We start from the raw sequence: 15,813 nt of genomic DNA, 5'->3' as shown, positions 1-15,813 counted from the left end.
TGAAGCCTACACTTTAGGTAAGTTTTCTCATCTGGACCAGCTGACTTTATTTTATAAAGCCTCAAAGATCTATGTAACCTGTCTTGCATTAAAAAACCATCTCCACGTTAGCAGTCTGCTTTGATGTTGATAGTTTGACAGACTTAAGACTTAGCAATAACACCTCTTCAAAGTGTTTCTCTGGGAGATTATAAAATGCCAGTAAACGAACAGCCGATCTTACAACCAAACAGGCCCAGCTAAAAAAGTCTAATTGAATGTTTGAAGAATTTACTATGAAATTCTCTTTAAGTAAGGATTTATACTGTTCAATGTATTGCAGTACTTTAACAGTTTCGTTACTGCAACACTTCTCTGGGCAAAGCCCCACATCACTCTCGTTCACTCAGCAACTCCTTAATACTACTACTGACTTTGTTTTATACAAGCAAAGACTCAGCCATGGCTAACTTTAGCTGCTAAGCCATTATAAAATAGTTAAAAATCCTCATTTGATGGTATAATTGAGTTTTACTTAAAACACTAATCGTATAGTTTTTAGACACATTATGTTGTTGAAGCAAAGGTATCAAATAAAGCTAATTCAGTAATAACTGAATTTATCCAAATAGCCATTTCAGTAGTTTGATCAAGCATAAAATAGTCTGCTTCATGTTTATGCCAACAACCTGTTGGGCTTTGATTTTCAACAATATAGTCCAAAATGGATAAGGCAAATTCAGAATACACTAAATCCCCTGTTAAACGAGTAGCTTTTGCTGCTGCCCAAGCCACCTTATGACTAAACAAGCTTTCTTGAATACCATGGCAACCACACGCAAAGCCTAATAAATCAAGCGCAAAATCCATATACTGTTCTTCTGCTGTTGCTTGATAAATATCAAGTAAAAAAGCAGCAGGATAACCTAAAAGAAAGTATAACTGTCTTTTTTCTGTTTTATTTATACAATAAAAAATTGACTCTTGTTCACTAAAAGTATGAATTAAATGACCATTAGCATCCATTTTTAATAGCAAACGATCAGAATATGGCTGCGCTTTCAGACCATGAACAATACACTCAGCTGCTTTAATTGCCATATCAACGCCGCCAATGCACAAACTAACACGGCCTAAGTGAGCGGTGGTAAACAAGTCTATTTGTTGACCTTCCTTGGATTTTTTAAACCCATTACTATACCCCCCAAGCTTAGGGTGTAAAAAATTACCTAATTATCATCATACCTAAGCTATATTTAGTAGCTTACCTGGTAGTGGAGGTGTTCTCAGTGCTACAAATGCTAGCCTAGGAATAAATTCTACTAAGCTAAATCTTCGATTAAATCGATACTGAAATTCAGCAAGATAACGTTGTGCATATTTAGCGCGAATAGCATGATAAGTACTACGTAAAGCACTTTTTAAGTTTCCAAGGATGGTGTTAACCCAATAAAATTCAGGTTCCTCTACTGATGCACGACCACCACCGCATACAATTTTATCATGAAGACAACCTGCTTCTATGACACCATTAAAACAGGCCAGTCCATCGGAGATTACGGTACTGCCCTTGGCCAAATTCTGCCTACTCCAAGCCGTTATCTCTTCTTTATTAAACCCTTTTAAAATGCTCAGTTTAATTCGTGTCGGTTGACCTTGTTTTGTTGTTTCTACGGCTGCTACAAAAGGTATTTTCCCATCTGCTCCCCTACCTCTTTTGCAACCTGTACGCTCACCACCAAGATAGGCATCATCAATTTCAATAAAACCCGACAATTGCTTGGTGCCTTCTCTTTCTTGCATCACTTTCATGAGCTTATGTTTCATTCTCCAGGCAGCTTGATAGGAAATACCTAAATGGCGATGTAATTCTATGGCTGATATACCTTTTTTGTCTTGGGAGATCAAATACATCCCTTGGAACCAAGTCTTTAATGGTAATTTGGTTGATTCAAAGATAGTACCTGCAGTTACAGATGTTTGCTGGTGACATTTATAGCACTGCTGAAGCTTTCTAGTAGTGAGTTGACAGCATTTGTCGTATCCACAATTGGGGCACTGAAAACCTTCTGGCCATCGCAATTTGTATAAGGTATTAAAGCATTGTTCTTCTGTACCATATTGTTTGAGAAACTCGTTTAAACTCAGGCCTTTTTGAAATTGAACTTTGTTGATAGCCATTATTTATACCTTCTCAATTAAGTTTCCATGCTGTTCAAATATACAGCAGTTAATGGCTTAGGTATAGTGATAATTAGGAAAAATTATGGAGGAATTCATAAGCATGAATACTGATATCAAACCGTTCCAGTTTATGGGCAGCAATTGCCAACCAACCGTTCATATAGGGTTGATAGCTATCTAAAATGGTATTAACCGATTTCAATTCAGGATAAGTAAGAAAGTCGCCATCTTCCTTAAAGTAGTATTGCTTAATTGCCTCAATAAAATGTTCACATTGCGGTAACTTACCAGCTAATTGAAGTAACGTAGGGTATTTATAAATTGATGACAAATCCACTTCTCCTGCATGAATCATCTCAGGAGAAAGTCGCTTAGTTAAATACTCATAACTCTTATTAATGGCCTTTTGGTATTGTTCTATCCTGGTTGTTAACACAGCTAGGCCTCCATACCCACCTAATTTTAGGGCTTTTCTAAAAATTTTAAAAATACATTTTTTAGAAAAGTCCTATATACAAAATCTTAAAATTACCATACAAAAACTGCCATGTTATATATTACAAATGACTTTTAGTTGCTAGATATGTAAGATATATTTCTCACGAAATAACCTGTAGTACTAAACACTCTAAAAGTTAAAGCAATAAAGTAAAACAAAGCAAAGACAGTTAACAGCAGTATAGCCAACAGTTTTTACATTAACATGGGTATTATTCCAAACTAAGGACTTACTTATATGGCTAGCAATGCCGAACTCGCACTTGAAATATTTAATTCCAATGAAGGGTTAGAAGATGGCGTAGGAGACTGGTTAACAATCGACCAGGAACGTATCAATAAATTTGCTGATGCTACTTTAGACCATCAATTTATTCATGTAGATCCTGAAAAGTCAGCAAAACATTCTCCATTTAAAAAAACCATTGCTCATGGCTTTCTTACCTTATCCCTCGTTACTCACCTATCACAAACCGTTAAAAGCAAAATACCAGAAGCTTTTAACAATCTGGCCTTAATGGTTAATTACGGCCTGGATAAAGTTCGCTTTACTGCTCCAGTGCTAGTCGACTCAAAAGTAAGAGCCAGCCGACAGTTGATTTCTGCAGAATTGAAAGACCCGAAAACCATTCAATTAAAACAAAAAATCACGGTTGAAGTTGAAGGACAAGATAAACCAGCATGTGTTGCCGAAGTGGTATTCAGGTTAATCTACCAATAATATTTTCCTATTTGACTTCAGGAGGCTTGCTTTCACTCGTTGCACCTCCTGACTCGGTTTTTAATTTTATATGTACTTTTTCAGAATTTTTGCTATCAACATTAGTTATTTTATTGTCTGTATCATCGCTATTTTTAGATTCATTGTTTTGACTACTGACTCTTTCAGTATTAATACCAGTGCTCTCAGTACTTTTGCTCTTAGTTACTTTTCTAGTTTTGAGTTGCCTGACTTTTTTAGCTTTAGGCTTAGTTACTTCAATCTCTTCTTCCAGCGTTTCAGCTGTTGATTCAACCTCAACAACTGTTTTATTACGTTCAGGGTTAGTCAGTCGATTCTGGTTGTCTTTTAAAAAGTCCAGAACAATTGGTGCAATTTCCTTGGTTCTGGTTAATAAAAATAAATGGCCACACCTTATTACTCTTAACTCTGAGTTTGGAATTAAACGAGCCATCAACTTAGCATTAGCTAATGGAATAATTGGGTCATCATCTCCTGCCAGAATTAAAGTTGGCTGTTTAATTTGATGTAGCCAGTGAAAACTCGTCCAGCCTGCTCCAGCAAGTATTTGATAGTAATAACCGATACCACTTGGCGAGCGAATCTTTAGAGAGTGATTTTTGATTAAACGTGAATTACGACGAAATGCCCCGCCATAAATACTAGCAGCAATTTTCTCCATATAACTAGGCTGCACATAGCGACGGGGACTCGCCATTTTAAGTAATACTGATAATTTCGCTGGTATAGCTACACTCCCCATCGACGTAGCGGCTAACACTAACCGGTTACAACGATATGGGTGGTCGTAAGCAAACTGCTGGGCAAGGGCTCCCCCCCAGGATACTCCTAATATATTAACTTGCCCGTAATTCATTTCATCCAGCATTTTGCTGACTAACCTGACCAAACCTGGAAACCGATAAGGCAACTTGGGTGTGGAAGAACCACCAGTGCCTGGCGCATCAAATGCGATTACCTCAACCCCTTCCAATTCATCTGCAAAGGGTTTAATTAGCTCTAAATTAGCGCCAATCCCATTAAACACCAACAATGGTAAAATATCTGAGCTACCTGGACGTATCGCCACCCTCAGAATTTGCCCATCAATATCCAGGGTTTTAAAGCGAACTCGCATGGGCTCGCGGATATTGGTTGAGAATGTAGTTTCCAACGATTACCCCTACTTAGTCGTGGACATAAAGCCCAGGCGCAGCTTCCATAGGTGGATGCTGTTTACTACCCAACTCTTTAGCTACTGGCTTTTGTTCACCTGAGCGGCTGCATAACCATTTTTGCCAATGAGACCACCAACTACCTTTATTAAAGGTCGCCCCTTTCTTCCACAGCTGAGGGTCAGCTGATAATTCATTATTAGTATAAAAATTTGCCTTGAGATTAGACGGAGGGTTCAAAATACTTTGAATATGCCCACTATTACTTAAAATAAACTCTCGTTTCCCCTCCATTAACTGACTTGAACGATAACATGCTTCCCAAAGCGTGATATGGTCATTAATGCCTGCTACAGCATAACTATCACATGTTACTTTCTTTAAATTAATTACCTGTCCATCAATTTTTAACACACCAGGCAAGGTCAGTGGATTTTGTTTGTATAGATCAATAAAATCACTATGCAGTTTTGCAGGTAAACGCGTAGTGTCGTTATTCCAATAAAGTACATCAAATGCTGGTGGTTCTTTACCCAGTAAATAGTTATTAACCCAATAATTCCAAATTAGATCATTTGGCCTTAACCAAGCGAACGCTTTGGCCATATCTTTACCTTCTAAAATGCCCTGCTTCTCTGAAGCTTTTCTCGCTAATTCCAGCGCTTTATCCGTAGCAAATAAAGCAATATCTGAGTCGATATTGGTATCTAATACACTGACTAACTGGGTAATGGTATTAACCGAACAATCATCTTTGGCAGCTAAATAACCTGCCAAAGTAGCTGAAGTAATACCACCAGAACAAGCACCAACTAGATTAACTTTGTCACTTTCAGTTATTTCTTTGACTGCATTCATTGCATCATTAGCAGCTAGAATATATTGCTCCAGTCCCCAATGGCGATGCTCTTGCGTTGGATTCCGCCAGCTAATGATAAACGTTTGCAAGCCTGATTTAGCACAAAACTGCACAAAGCTTTTATCCGGCGTCAGGTCAAATACAAAAAACTTGTTGATTTGTGGTGGAATAATTAAGACAGGTATTTTTAAAACTTTTTCTGTAGCTGGCTTATACTGGATAAGCTCTAATATCTCATTGCGAAAAACCACTGATCCTTCAGATAGACCCAAGTTGTCTCCTACTTTAAAGACACCTTGTTTAACTTGTGAAGGCATCCCCCCATTGGCTTTAATATCTTCCAACAAGTGAACTAAACCTTTTTCCAGGCTGGTGCCACCGGTTTCAAAAACTCGCTTAATCACTTCCGGATTAAGTAAAGTATTGGAAGGTGATAAAGCATCTGTCAGCAAAGAGATAATGAACTTCGCTCTTCGACTATCTTCCTGAGTCATATCAGTTTCATCAACCCAATCATGCAAGCGTTGACGCCACACATAATATGCCTGTAAATAACGCCGATACAGAGGATTTTCTTTCCAGGTAGGGTCTTTAAAACGACGATCTCCCTTGGTATTTGGCTCCTCAAATTTACCTAAAACGACTTGTGAAATATCTTTGCTGAACCCAACAGCCTGCTTCAAACTAGCACCAGGATTGACTACCGCATGCTTAACGATACTACCTGCTGTAGACCATAAATCTTTACGATTAAAACCCATTGCAGGATTTGCTACAGTTGACGTTTCAGCCTCCGACTTTTCCCCTTTTTCTCGATTAGTAACGTCTAGGCCCTGCGATAAGATATGCCGTAGTTGTTCTGCAACAGCCTGATCACTGTTATCCAGTTTCTTTATAGATTCACTGAGCTTGGCAATTCGCTCATTAATATCTTTTATGATGGCTTCACTCATTGACGCAAAATTCCTTTATATTCTGTAAATACACACCAACCTTGGTTGCCTTTGAACTTTTTCAAACATTCGTAACTTGTTAAGAACAATTTGAAAAAAGTATCGAGCAATGCTGTAGCAAATTCTGCCAAATAAGACTAATAACATAATGCTTCAACAATAATCGCTCTTTGCAATATCACATCTTTATGTAAGTGATAGTCGCTACTACAACCCTCTCTATGCTATTAAACTATACTAAGCTTTTAGTCACTTACGTGTAGAGTTGCTTTTTAAGCAGGTTATATTAACCTACTTTAATTAGAATATTTTTTACTTAAAAATTAACTCCACTTCATTGTCATTCTAATCAGCAAAGTTAGTATGTTCATTCTAATTTTCACTGCTAGGCTTGAATCATGTTAACGGGCGTGTTAAGGAACGAACATGCTCTCATGTTCTATAAAGGATGAGTTGTCTCGCCTGCTTCCTGTAATGCCATACAAAGAGGAATAGCAATATGTCAGATGTAAAACCGGCTGATAAATCTGAAGAAAGGGAAAAAAGCTTACTATCTAACATCCGAGAATCTGCTCATAAGATCTGGCTCGCGGGCTTGGGAGCTTATGCTCAGTATGAAAAGCTTGGGCAGGAAGGGATTAGATTTTTTGAAACTCTTGTAAAAGATGGCGAAGAGGTTCAAGCACGCACCCAGCATCGCATGGATGAGATGAAAGAAAAACTTAAATCTAAAACAACCGATAAGCTAGAAAACAGAATAAATCAACTGAGAGATATCTTGCCAACAAGCACTAGAGACGAGCTAAAAGAGTTATCTCATCAGATTGAAGAGCTTAGTGAAGCAGTAAAAGCACTGGCATCCGAAAAAAAGCCGGCTACCAGTGCTAGCCGCAGTAGCAGCAGTACCACTAAGAAGGCTGTTTCAGCCTAGTTACACACCTATCCTGGTAAACGCACATCATTTTGCAGGGGATTTTCCCCTGCCTTTTTGTTTTTAATATGGCTTTAAAAAAATTACTACGAATATATGTCAAATTAGCGACAAGTAATTTATTATTAGCACCTCTAACTATTAGTTATTTACTGTCTTTTCTTTATACATTCTACTAATGGATTGTAAGCTCGCTCTTTGCTCAGCAACTAAATAGGGTGCAATCAAAGACATCACTTGGTAAATTCCCAAACTTATATAATTACTGTCGTATGCATTTTTATGTCTCATCACCTGGTAATTTAACCAAAAAGTTGCAATAACCACAGCATTGTCAGCCAACGCTTCAATTTCCTCTTCAGTAGCCATCAAAAAATCTGCTTTTTTCAGACTCTGGCATACTTCAATGAACATTTGCTTTTTGCGACTTATAAGTCGGTTAAATCGTGACTGAATTTTTTTGTACTTAGCCAGCAAATTAGATAAATCTCGGTAAAAAAAACGATAATTTTGAATAGCCTCGAAAATAATGTGCAAATAAAGCCAGTAGTCATCCACCGCTAATTTATGCCGAGAAGGAGATTCTAATAACTCGATTAAATCATGCTCAAATCGCATGTAAAGCTCTAGAATAATGGCATCTTTCCCTTGAAAGTGGTAGTAAAGATTACCAGGACTGATTTCCATTTCATTGGAAATATCTATAGTGGTGATATTAGGCTCACCAAAATCATTAAATAATTCCAAGCTAGTTAGGAGAATCCGTTCTCGTGTTTTCATATAACAAGTTTTTCAGCTACTTTACAAGAAAAACTCTATAGCCATAGCGAAGGGGTTTTAGGCAAGGCCATCGAGCGATGAGTTCCAGTAGCACTTTTATATAAATTAAAGTGGCTACCGCAAGTCTTGCAGTAGCAGACTTGCCCCCAGGAGCTTATTGGAATAAGTGACTGGGGTGACAGTTAAATGCTCCATGCATTAACTGAATTTCCACCATCCTTAGTAGTCAGAGCTAAGGTAACAAAGCCTAAAAGCTATTCGCGAAGGATATAGCAACTTAGCCGATTAATTTATCCAAACGTTGACTAATCTGCTGTTCAATGGTGCCTTTTAATGGCTTCATCAACAAGCTTAATTCAACACTAATATCGACTTTCTGGTCATCGACTACAATTTTACCTTTTGCACCTGTTTTCTTGAATAACAGTGTATCCTGCTGCCACTCATAAGTCGCACCCATGCTTTGTTGTAACTCTTCTGCTATTTTTTGTACAGCACTTTTCGCCTTTTCTTTTGAAGTGCCATGATCTCTTTGAATATTAATTTTCGACATATTATCTATCAAAACTCATCTTAAAATTTACTGTATACTCACAGCGAAGGGCAATACTGGTTTACGATTGCTGTTTTAATATTTGAAGCGCTGATAACACTTCTTTAATGCCAGCCAAAGTAACTGCTTGCATGGTGGCAAATCCTTCTGGACTCTGTTGCTGTACTTGTTGAGTTAATTGGATCCGTTGTTGAGCTTCAGCTTCTTTTTGCTCCTGGGTTTGGTAATAGCGGACATGCCCAATGGTCGAACCAAGCAAATGAACTAGTTGAATTAATTCTTGCTGGGAGCTGGCTGCCAAGGTTTCTTCTAATAATTGATGATATCGCTGAATATCCGCTAAACTGGTTTCATTCTGATCAGTCAAAGGGGTGCCTCTTTACTCAAGCTAAATGACAAGGCTTGTTCTAGTTTGCACAAAGGGATTCTCTTCAAGCAAACCTGAACAGACTTCTAGAATGTATACCAGGAGTTAACTATAAAAGGCAAACCTGCAACATCTGCTACAGGTTTATTGATGTGAAAACAGAGTATAGGACTATAACGCGCGGGTTTCGTAGAACGCCTGTTCAGAAATCATATGATAAGCACGAGATTGCTCTGCAAACTTAGTAAAAGACTCATACACCTTTTTAGTCAAGTCACTCGTATTAGCCACTTCCTGAATAACTTCATTAGATACAACATGCAGCTGTTTTAGAACATCTTTTGGCAGCTTCAACAGCTCAACTTTATGCTCATTGACTAAGGTGTTAAGTGCCTGATTATTTCGTGCTGTATATTCATCTAGCATATCCTGATTGGATGCTCGAATCGCTTGCTCAACAATCATTTGTAAATCTTCCGGTAACGCTTTTAGTGCTTTTTTATTAATTATGACTTCTAAAGTTGTGCCTGGCTCATGCCAACCAGGATAGTAGTAGTACTTTGCTGCCTTATATAGACCAAAGGCCAAATCATTGTAAGGACCCACCCACTCGGTAGCATCAATAGTTCCGGTTTGTAATGCAGTAAATAACTCTCCTCCAGGAATATTGACGGGTACACCTCCCAGCTTTTTCAGTACTTCGCCTCCTAGACCAGGGATTCTCATTTTTAACCCTTTTAAATCTTCTAAAGAGTTAATCTTTTTACGGAACCAGCCAGCCATTTGCACCCCAGTGTTACCACCAGCAAAAGGCTTCAGATTAAACTGGTCATAGGCTTCATCCCACAACTGTTGGCCACCCCCATAGTGAATCCAGCTATTCATTTCCTGAGCATTTAAACCAAAGGGAACAGCAGCAAAAAATTGCGCAGCAGGCTCTTTGCCTTTCCAGTAATAAGCAGCACCGTGCCCTATTTCAGCAGTGCCAGCTGAAACAGCACTGAAAACTTCCAAAGCAGGAACTAGCTCACCAGCACCATACACTTTAATTTCCAGTCGGCCATTACTCATTTTTGCAATATTTTTAGCAAAGCGCTCAGGAGCTGTACCCAAGCCCGGAAAATTCTTCGGCCAAGTGGTTACCATTTTCCACTGAATGGCCTCTTTACTGGCCGCTTTTTCACCTGCCCCTTCTGGGCCACAATCTTCAGGCTGTTTTTTACCACAGGCAGATAGCGCTGCAGCACTAGCACCAATGCCTAGTGCAGTTACAAAGTCGCGTCGTTTCATATGAATGACTCCCTATCTATTCGTGAAACTTTAACCCGAGGGAAAATAATGCCCAGAATCTTTGGTATCCGATAAGCTATTCGGGTTAACTCACGGTATTTGTTGTTTTGTATTATTTAGTTTGTATTTGTTAACCTACATTTTTAAAAGCCATGCAATAACACACAGCCCAACATAAGCAACCGCTTACTATCTGACAACCCATTTGCAAAGCTTGTTTAGATATACCTGTCATAGTTTACAAGTGTAGTACTTATGCTCAAGACACTATGCACCACTTGTTGGCCAATCTGCAAGTTGGTTTCAGCGCTTTGAAGTTTTTTATGCTCGTTATTACAAACTACAGCATTCAAGCCCAAAAACAGTATAAATAAGCTCGAGATGTGTTTTGTAAGTCTAGATACCACCTCCGATGATTTACTCAATAATCTCTAGCTTGGCATAAGTAACCACCAACCATTTAGCACCTTCATTTGCAAAGTTAACTTGAACTCTTGCCTGAGCGCCCTGCCCTTCGTAGTTGATAATAGTCCCTTCACCAAAAATACTATGCTGCACTCGCTGGCCTATATGCAAGTCAGTGTCAGGAATTTCAGCTTTGTTGGCTACTGGTACTACGCGGGTAAAAGTTGGTCGTGTAATAGACGCATTCACTCGTATTTCTTTAACTAATTCTGCTGGTATTTCTTTTATAAAACGCGACGGCCTATTTATATTTTCCTGGCCATGTAACCGCCGAGACTCAGCGTAAGTTAAGTACAGCTGCTCCATCGCCCGGGTAATACCTACATAACACAAGCGCCGTTCTTCCTCTAACCCATCAGGATCACCTAAAGATATTTTATGGGGAAATAAACCTTGCTCCATACCGGTTAAAAATACCAGTGGGAATTCCAGGCCTTTTGCAGAATGTAAAGTCATGAGCTGCACACAGTCGTCAAACTGATCAGCCTGAGTATCACCAGCTTCTAATGCCGCATGATCTAAAAATGCGGCTAAAGGGCTAGGCTGTTCTTCAGCACCTTCTATGAAATAATCATCGGGGTCAAATGCCTTACAAGCAGATATCAGTTCTTCTAGGTTTTCTACCCTAGCCCGACCTTTTTCTCCCTTTTCCTTTTGATGGAATTCAACTAATCCACTCATTGTAATGACCTGATCGGCTAATTCAGCCAAGTCCATATCATCAGTGGCTGTATCAATCTTATTAATCAGCTGTAAAAATCCAGTTAATGCATTTGCTGCCCGTGCTGATAACAATCGCTGATTAATCACCTGTTCAGCAGCTTGCCACAAGCTGGCATCATTGGTCTTGGCATTAATACGAACAAATTCTAGGGTTTTATTGCCAATACCTCGAGTTGGCAAATTCACCACTCGCTCGAATGCACCATCATCATTTCGGTTAACCAATAACCGTAAATAAGCTAATGCATTTTTAATTTCAGCACGCTCGAAAAATCGTAAACCACCATAAATACGATAAGGTATGCTATCTCTTAATAACGCCTCTTCTAATACCCGAGACTGCGCATTTGAACGATATAAAACAGCGATATCACTATATTTACCCTGATTTTTTTCTATGTAACTAGTGATACGTTGAGCAATAAAACGGGATTCATCAACTTCATTAAATCCAGCAAAAAGCTGAATTACCTCACCTTTATCACCATCAGTCCACAGTTCTTTACCTAGCCGACTAGGGTTATGTGCAATCAGAGCATTGGCTGCTTGTAAGATAGTTTTGGTAGAACGGTAATTTTGTTCTAGACGAATAGTATGGCTATTGGCAAAGTCTTTACCAAACTGTCGGATATTCTCAATTTTCGCGCCACGCCAGCCATATATGGATTGGTCATCATCACCCACGACCATAACTGGGATTTGATTCCCAGATAATACTCTTAGCCAAGCATATTGAATGGTGTTAGTGTCTTGAAACTCATCTACGAGCAAATAACGAAAGCGCTGCTGGTAATGTTTTAAGATCTCTGGCTTGTTTAGCCAAATTTCGTGAGCTCGCAGTAATAATTCAGCAAAATCCACCATACCTGATAGTTTACAGGCCTCTTCGTAAGCCTGATAAACTTTCAACATGGTGACATCAAACTGGTCACCGTAGGCTTCAATGTTTTGTGGACGACGCCCTTCATCCTTCTGGCTGTTGATATACCACTGAGCTTGTTTAGGGGGCCATTTTGCTTCATCTAAATTCAAGCCCTTCATAATGCGTTTTATTAAGCGCAGCTGATCATCAGCATCTAATATCTGAAAGTTTTCAGAAAGCCCTGCATCACGCCAATGCAGTCTCAATAAGCGATGAGCTAAACCATGAAAGGTGCCCACCCACATGCCTCGAGTATTCACCCCCAATAATGATTCGATTCTGTGGCGCATTTCTGCAGCTGCTTTATTGGTAAAGGTGACTGCCATAATCGCATGAGGTGAAATGCCTTCAGCCTGAATCAGCCAGGCAATCCGATGAACCAACACACGGGTTTTACCACTCCCGGCACCGGCTAATACCAAGCAATTTCCAATCGGCGAAGCAACTACTTCACGTTGAGCAGCATTGAGAGAGTCTAAAGTTTGGGATACATCCATAATGACTTGTAATAAGCTTGTAAATTGATCGGAAATCGCACAGCGTTCGTCTTATAAGGCCACATTAGTTTAGCGGCCTGTTACCTTGGCTGGCAATGACACAAGCTATTAATACTTATTTCCATATAGTTTGTATGCATTTTTTGTAGTATAACTACAAAAAGGCCCAGCAAAGATTCACCCCTACATGGTTTCTATTCAGCTATTACAACAAATCCAGCAGTGTTATAGCCAACTTCGTCGCTCTGAGCAAAAAGTGGCAGACTTTGTATTGCATAGCCCCGTACGCGTAATGCATATCAGTATTGCTGACCTAGCAACTGCAGCAGAAGTCAGTGAACCAACCGTTTTAAGGTTTTGCCGGGCTGTGGGTTGTAGTGGCTTTCAGGACTTCAAACTACAGCTGGCACAGTGCCTTGCCTCTGGTAGCAACTTTGGCCAGTTTGCAATCAATCAAGATGACTCTCCTGCCGACTACAAGTCAAAAATTATTGACTCAACCATTAGCACGCTTTCAAGTGTTCGCGATAGCTTAGATGATTTGGTTCTAGAGCAGGCCATTACCGCTTTATCTGTGGCAAAGCGTGTAGAGTTCTACGGTTTTGGAGCCTCCGGTGCAGTAGCCATAGATGCTCAGCATAAGTTCTTTCGCTTGCAGCTATCAGCCGCAGCTTACTCAGACCCCCATATGCAGTCCATGTCTGCCGCTACGTTGACTCCAGATGACTGCGTGGTGGCTATATCCCAAACTGGTCGTACCCGAGAACTGATTCATACAATTCAACTCGTCAGCCAGCAGCAGGCAAAAGTTATTGCTATTTGCCCCAAACAAAGTCCATTAGCCAAACTGTGCGATTTTGCTTTACATGTTGAAGCAATAGAAGACACTGATGTTTATACTCCACTAACTTCAAGAATTGCTCATTTGGTAGTGATTGATATTCTAGCCATGGGAGTAGCAATGTCTCGTGGGCCAGAGTTGGCTGCACATCTCAAGACAGTTAAGAATAACTTACGCAGCCTACGAATTTCCCCACCAAAAACTTAAGGGCAACTCAAACTTTATATATACAAGTCCCCTGGTAGCACATAATAAATAATAACTAGTAAATTATTTTCATTTTAACTGGGTTGGTAATTTGAAAATGTTATTAAAAAGTTATTAACGAAGGGCTGCTCTGCTGTTACATTGACCTAAGGAAAAGTCGCTGATTAGAGAAATACCTTTTTCGTGAAAAGCAGCACTTTTCTGGGTAGGCGACCAGCTTCTTGGAAGCTGTTTCACAGCCCTGAATAGCTGGTAGCCTTGTAAAAAAACATACTACTAATCCCTTAACTTAGGTACTAAAACATAAGACTCTTAAGTAAATCTAAAACTTAGAGTTCATAATAAATTTGAAGGCAGTTGAAGTTTAAATAACCAAAATAGCATTACCATAAAACATTAATCATACTGTCATAAAGCTATTGCATCTTAACCAACTACTAACACCAGAAAGGGATGCGGCACTATGCAAATACAAGTACCCGAGCAAACTAATCAGCCCATTTACATCTCTTCTTCAAGCAACTCAACATCGAGTAGCAACCGAGAAAAGTCTTCTCAGCGTTCTCTTGAGGCAAGGCGTGCTATTGAGGACTATTTTGAGAATAAACGCTTAAACCATTTGATAGGCGAGGATTACTGGGAGGATGACTAACCTGAATATTTCACCAAACTACAGAAATATTCAGGTTAATCAATCAAGGCTTATAACATTAACTAATCTTGGTAATTTATTAATAAGCAGCCTCTGGAGCAGAATACCACAGAGGCTGTTTAAGAGTTTTGTTAATTAGATTTTGTAGTTTGACTACCTAATCCCTTCAGGTTAAGCACAAATTTTTCGAGCCTGATAGTTCTGCAGCAAGTTAGTAATTTCTCGAGCTGATATATAAGTTGCCATTTGTGCTTTATTCAAAGCCGATTCAATAATGGAGTATTCTTGTGTAACCGGTGATAACAACTGACACAAGTTTCCTACTACTGGCTGCTTTTCTTTACCTACAACAACTGACATATCTTCATGTTGCTTCAAATTTTGTTTGGCTAGTAACAACAACTCGGCATATACATCGGATGTTATTAGCTCAGCATTTTGAAGTTTTAAATAATCTACTACAGCAAATGGCATACTCAGTTCAACCAACCTCTCCAGCTGACGCTCCGTTAATGTAAAAGTTAACTTTTTATTAACAAAATGATAACAACTGGCTTGCTCATTCTCGATTTGGCACACGGCTCTACTGCATAAATCAACATAAATACAAATACTTGCAGGACCTAACAAGCTTGCAAACGTTTGCTTATTACAAACCAAGTTTAAGCCTGAAATCACTCTGGGGTCATATAGCTTAAAATGCGCCCAGTGCTGATTAGGTAAATTTATTTCCAATGCTGCTTTAAAGTGACTATAAAGCTGAGCATGCTCACAATGGCTAATAATGAAGATACCCACTGGTAAATCCATTGATTGTTGTAGCAGCCACTCAAACAACGGTGAGCCAATATTCACTTTAATTAAATAAGGTGCTACATCACACAGCTCTTCCTCTGGCGTCCCCCTGAATAATGAATCACATTGTGGATTATCCTCTAGCTCCCAAATTCGCTCTGGTAACTCTGGCAAACTGGCTGAGTCAATAATAAAGTACAGCCCTGCATGGTTGTGCTTTTCGAGTGCAACCTTGATTTGCTGTCTATACTCGTCAAGCAACATACTCCCTCCTTTGCTAGAAACAGCCTGAAGTATGGTAAAAATCCAAACTGCTTCTTATGCCCCGATTTAATTATTGCTAAAAGCCATTGCAGATGGCTAAGTTATAACCTGTTATTGCTTTTATTACTGAAATTCTCTCATCTACTTAGTTACTTAA

At 39.2% G+C, this 15,813-nt stretch carries 16 protein-coding genes; 4 read left to right on the top strand and 12 right to left on the bottom strand.

Annotated elements, in window-relative coordinates; translation table 11 throughout:
* Positions 1–88: 88 nt before the first annotated feature.
* The 4 genes from G4Y78_RS00790 to G4Y78_RS00775 form a co-directional block, all read right to left on the bottom strand.
* Positions 89–385, bottom strand: a complete 297-nt coding sequence (locus tag G4Y78_RS00790) for a hypothetical protein (protein ID WP_163830784.1) — start codon at positions 383–385, stop codon at positions 89–91.
* Between the two features lie 161 nt (positions 386–546).
* On the bottom strand, positions 547–1,080 hold the full coding sequence (locus G4Y78_RS00785) for a hypothetical protein (RefSeq protein ID WP_163830783.1): 534 nt from the start codon (positions 1,078–1,080) through the stop codon (positions 547–549).
* A 144-nt stretch (positions 1,081–1,224) separates the two neighbouring features.
* The gene (locus G4Y78_RS00780) at positions 1,225–2,160 is read right to left on the bottom strand and encodes an IS1595 family transposase (protein WP_163830705.1); all 936 of its coding nucleotides are present in this window, start codon (positions 2,158–2,160) and stop codon (positions 1,225–1,227) included.
* A 73-nt stretch (positions 2,161–2,233) separates the two neighbouring features.
* A complete protein-coding gene (locus G4Y78_RS00775; RefSeq protein ID WP_163830782.1) occupies positions 2,234–2,599 on the bottom strand; it encodes a hypothetical protein in 366 nt (121 codons plus the stop codon).
* A gap of 300 nt (positions 2,600–2,899) precedes the next feature.
* Here G4Y78_RS00775 and G4Y78_RS00770 point away from each other — a divergent pair, with 300 nt between their 5' ends.
* Positions 2,900–3,382, top strand: a complete 483-nt coding sequence (locus G4Y78_RS00770; protein ID WP_163830781.1) for a MaoC family dehydratase — start codon at positions 2,900–2,902, stop codon at positions 3,380–3,382.
* A 7-nt stretch (positions 3,383–3,389) separates the two neighbouring features.
* Here G4Y78_RS00770 and phaZ read toward each other — a convergent pair whose 3' ends face one another.
* Together phaZ and G4Y78_RS00760 are read right to left on the bottom strand one after the other, a co-directional pair.
* Positions 3,390–4,556, bottom strand: a complete 1,167-nt coding sequence (gene phaZ / locus G4Y78_RS00765) for a poly(3-hydroxyalkanoate) depolymerase (protein ID WP_222937616.1) — start codon at positions 4,554–4,556, stop codon at positions 3,390–3,392.
* A 13-nt stretch (positions 4,557–4,569) separates the two neighbouring features.
* Positions 4,570–6,369, bottom strand: a complete 1,800-nt coding sequence (locus G4Y78_RS00760) for an alpha/beta fold hydrolase (RefSeq protein ID WP_222937615.1) — start codon at positions 6,367–6,369, stop codon at positions 4,570–4,572.
* A gap of 499 nt (positions 6,370–6,868) precedes the next feature.
* On the opposite strand from G4Y78_RS00760, the gene G4Y78_RS00755 reads away from it, so the two are divergent.
* Positions 6,869–7,300: a phasin family protein gene (locus tag G4Y78_RS00755; protein ID WP_163830780.1), complete on the top strand. Its 432-nt coding sequence runs from the start codon at positions 6,869–6,871 to the stop codon at positions 7,298–7,300.
* 141 nt (positions 7,301–7,441) lie between these two features.
* Here the strand turns inward: G4Y78_RS00755 and G4Y78_RS00750 are convergent, their stop codons facing one another.
* The 5 genes from G4Y78_RS00750 to uvrD form a co-directional block, all read right to left on the bottom strand.
* Positions 7,442–8,080, bottom strand: coding sequence for a TetR/AcrR family transcriptional regulator (locus G4Y78_RS00750; RefSeq protein ID WP_163830779.1), 639 nt, complete (start codon positions 8,078–8,080; stop codon positions 7,442–7,444).
* A 277-nt stretch (positions 8,081–8,357) separates the two neighbouring features.
* Positions 8,358–8,633, bottom strand: a complete 276-nt coding sequence (locus G4Y78_RS00745) for a polyhydroxyalkanoic acid system family protein (protein WP_163830778.1) — start codon at positions 8,631–8,633, stop codon at positions 8,358–8,360.
* Between the two features lie 61 nt (positions 8,634–8,694).
* Positions 8,695–9,000 (bottom strand): hypothetical protein, encoded by a 306-nt coding sequence (locus tag G4Y78_RS00740; protein ID WP_163830777.1) that lies wholly within the window; start codon positions 8,998–9,000, stop codon positions 8,695–8,697.
* Between the two features lie 171 nt (positions 9,001–9,171).
* The gene (locus tag G4Y78_RS00735; RefSeq protein WP_163830776.1) at positions 9,172–10,290 is read right to left on the bottom strand and encodes a TRAP transporter substrate-binding protein; all 1,119 of its coding nucleotides are present in this window, start codon (positions 10,288–10,290) and stop codon (positions 9,172–9,174) included.
* Positions 10,291–10,707: 417 nt separating this feature from the next.
* Positions 10,708–12,897, bottom strand: coding sequence for a DNA helicase II (gene uvrD, locus G4Y78_RS00730; protein ID WP_163830775.1), 2,190 nt, complete (start codon positions 12,895–12,897; stop codon positions 10,708–10,710).
* A gap of 187 nt (positions 12,898–13,084) precedes the next feature.
* Between uvrD and hexR the strand changes: the two genes are divergently transcribed.
* Together hexR and G4Y78_RS00720 are read left to right on the top strand one after the other, a co-directional pair.
* Positions 13,085–13,945, top strand: coding sequence for a transcriptional regulator HexR (gene hexR / locus G4Y78_RS00725; RefSeq protein WP_163830774.1), 861 nt, complete (start codon positions 13,085–13,087; stop codon positions 13,943–13,945).
* Positions 13,946–14,408: 463 nt separating this feature from the next.
* The gene (locus G4Y78_RS00720; RefSeq protein WP_163830773.1) at positions 14,409–14,597 is read left to right on the top strand and encodes a PA3496 family putative envelope integrity protein; all 189 of its coding nucleotides are present in this window, start codon (positions 14,409–14,411) and stop codon (positions 14,595–14,597) included.
* Positions 14,598–14,768: 171 nt separating this feature from the next.
* Here G4Y78_RS00720 and G4Y78_RS00715 read toward each other — a convergent pair whose 3' ends face one another.
* Positions 14,769–15,656, bottom strand: a complete 888-nt coding sequence (locus tag G4Y78_RS00715) for a DUF4123 domain-containing protein (RefSeq protein WP_163830772.1) — start codon at positions 15,654–15,656, stop codon at positions 14,769–14,771.
* Positions 15,657–15,813 lie beyond the last annotated feature (157 nt).

Origin of the sequence: Spartinivicinus ruber, from assembly GCF_011009015.1 — a bacterium.
In the GTDB taxonomy this organism is placed as follows: domain Bacteria; phylum Pseudomonadota; class Gammaproteobacteria; order Pseudomonadales; family Zooshikellaceae; genus Spartinivicinus; species Spartinivicinus ruber.
The sequence above is the reverse complement of the archived record's forward strand: the minus strand, read 5'-3'. Positions and strand labels throughout refer to the sequence as shown.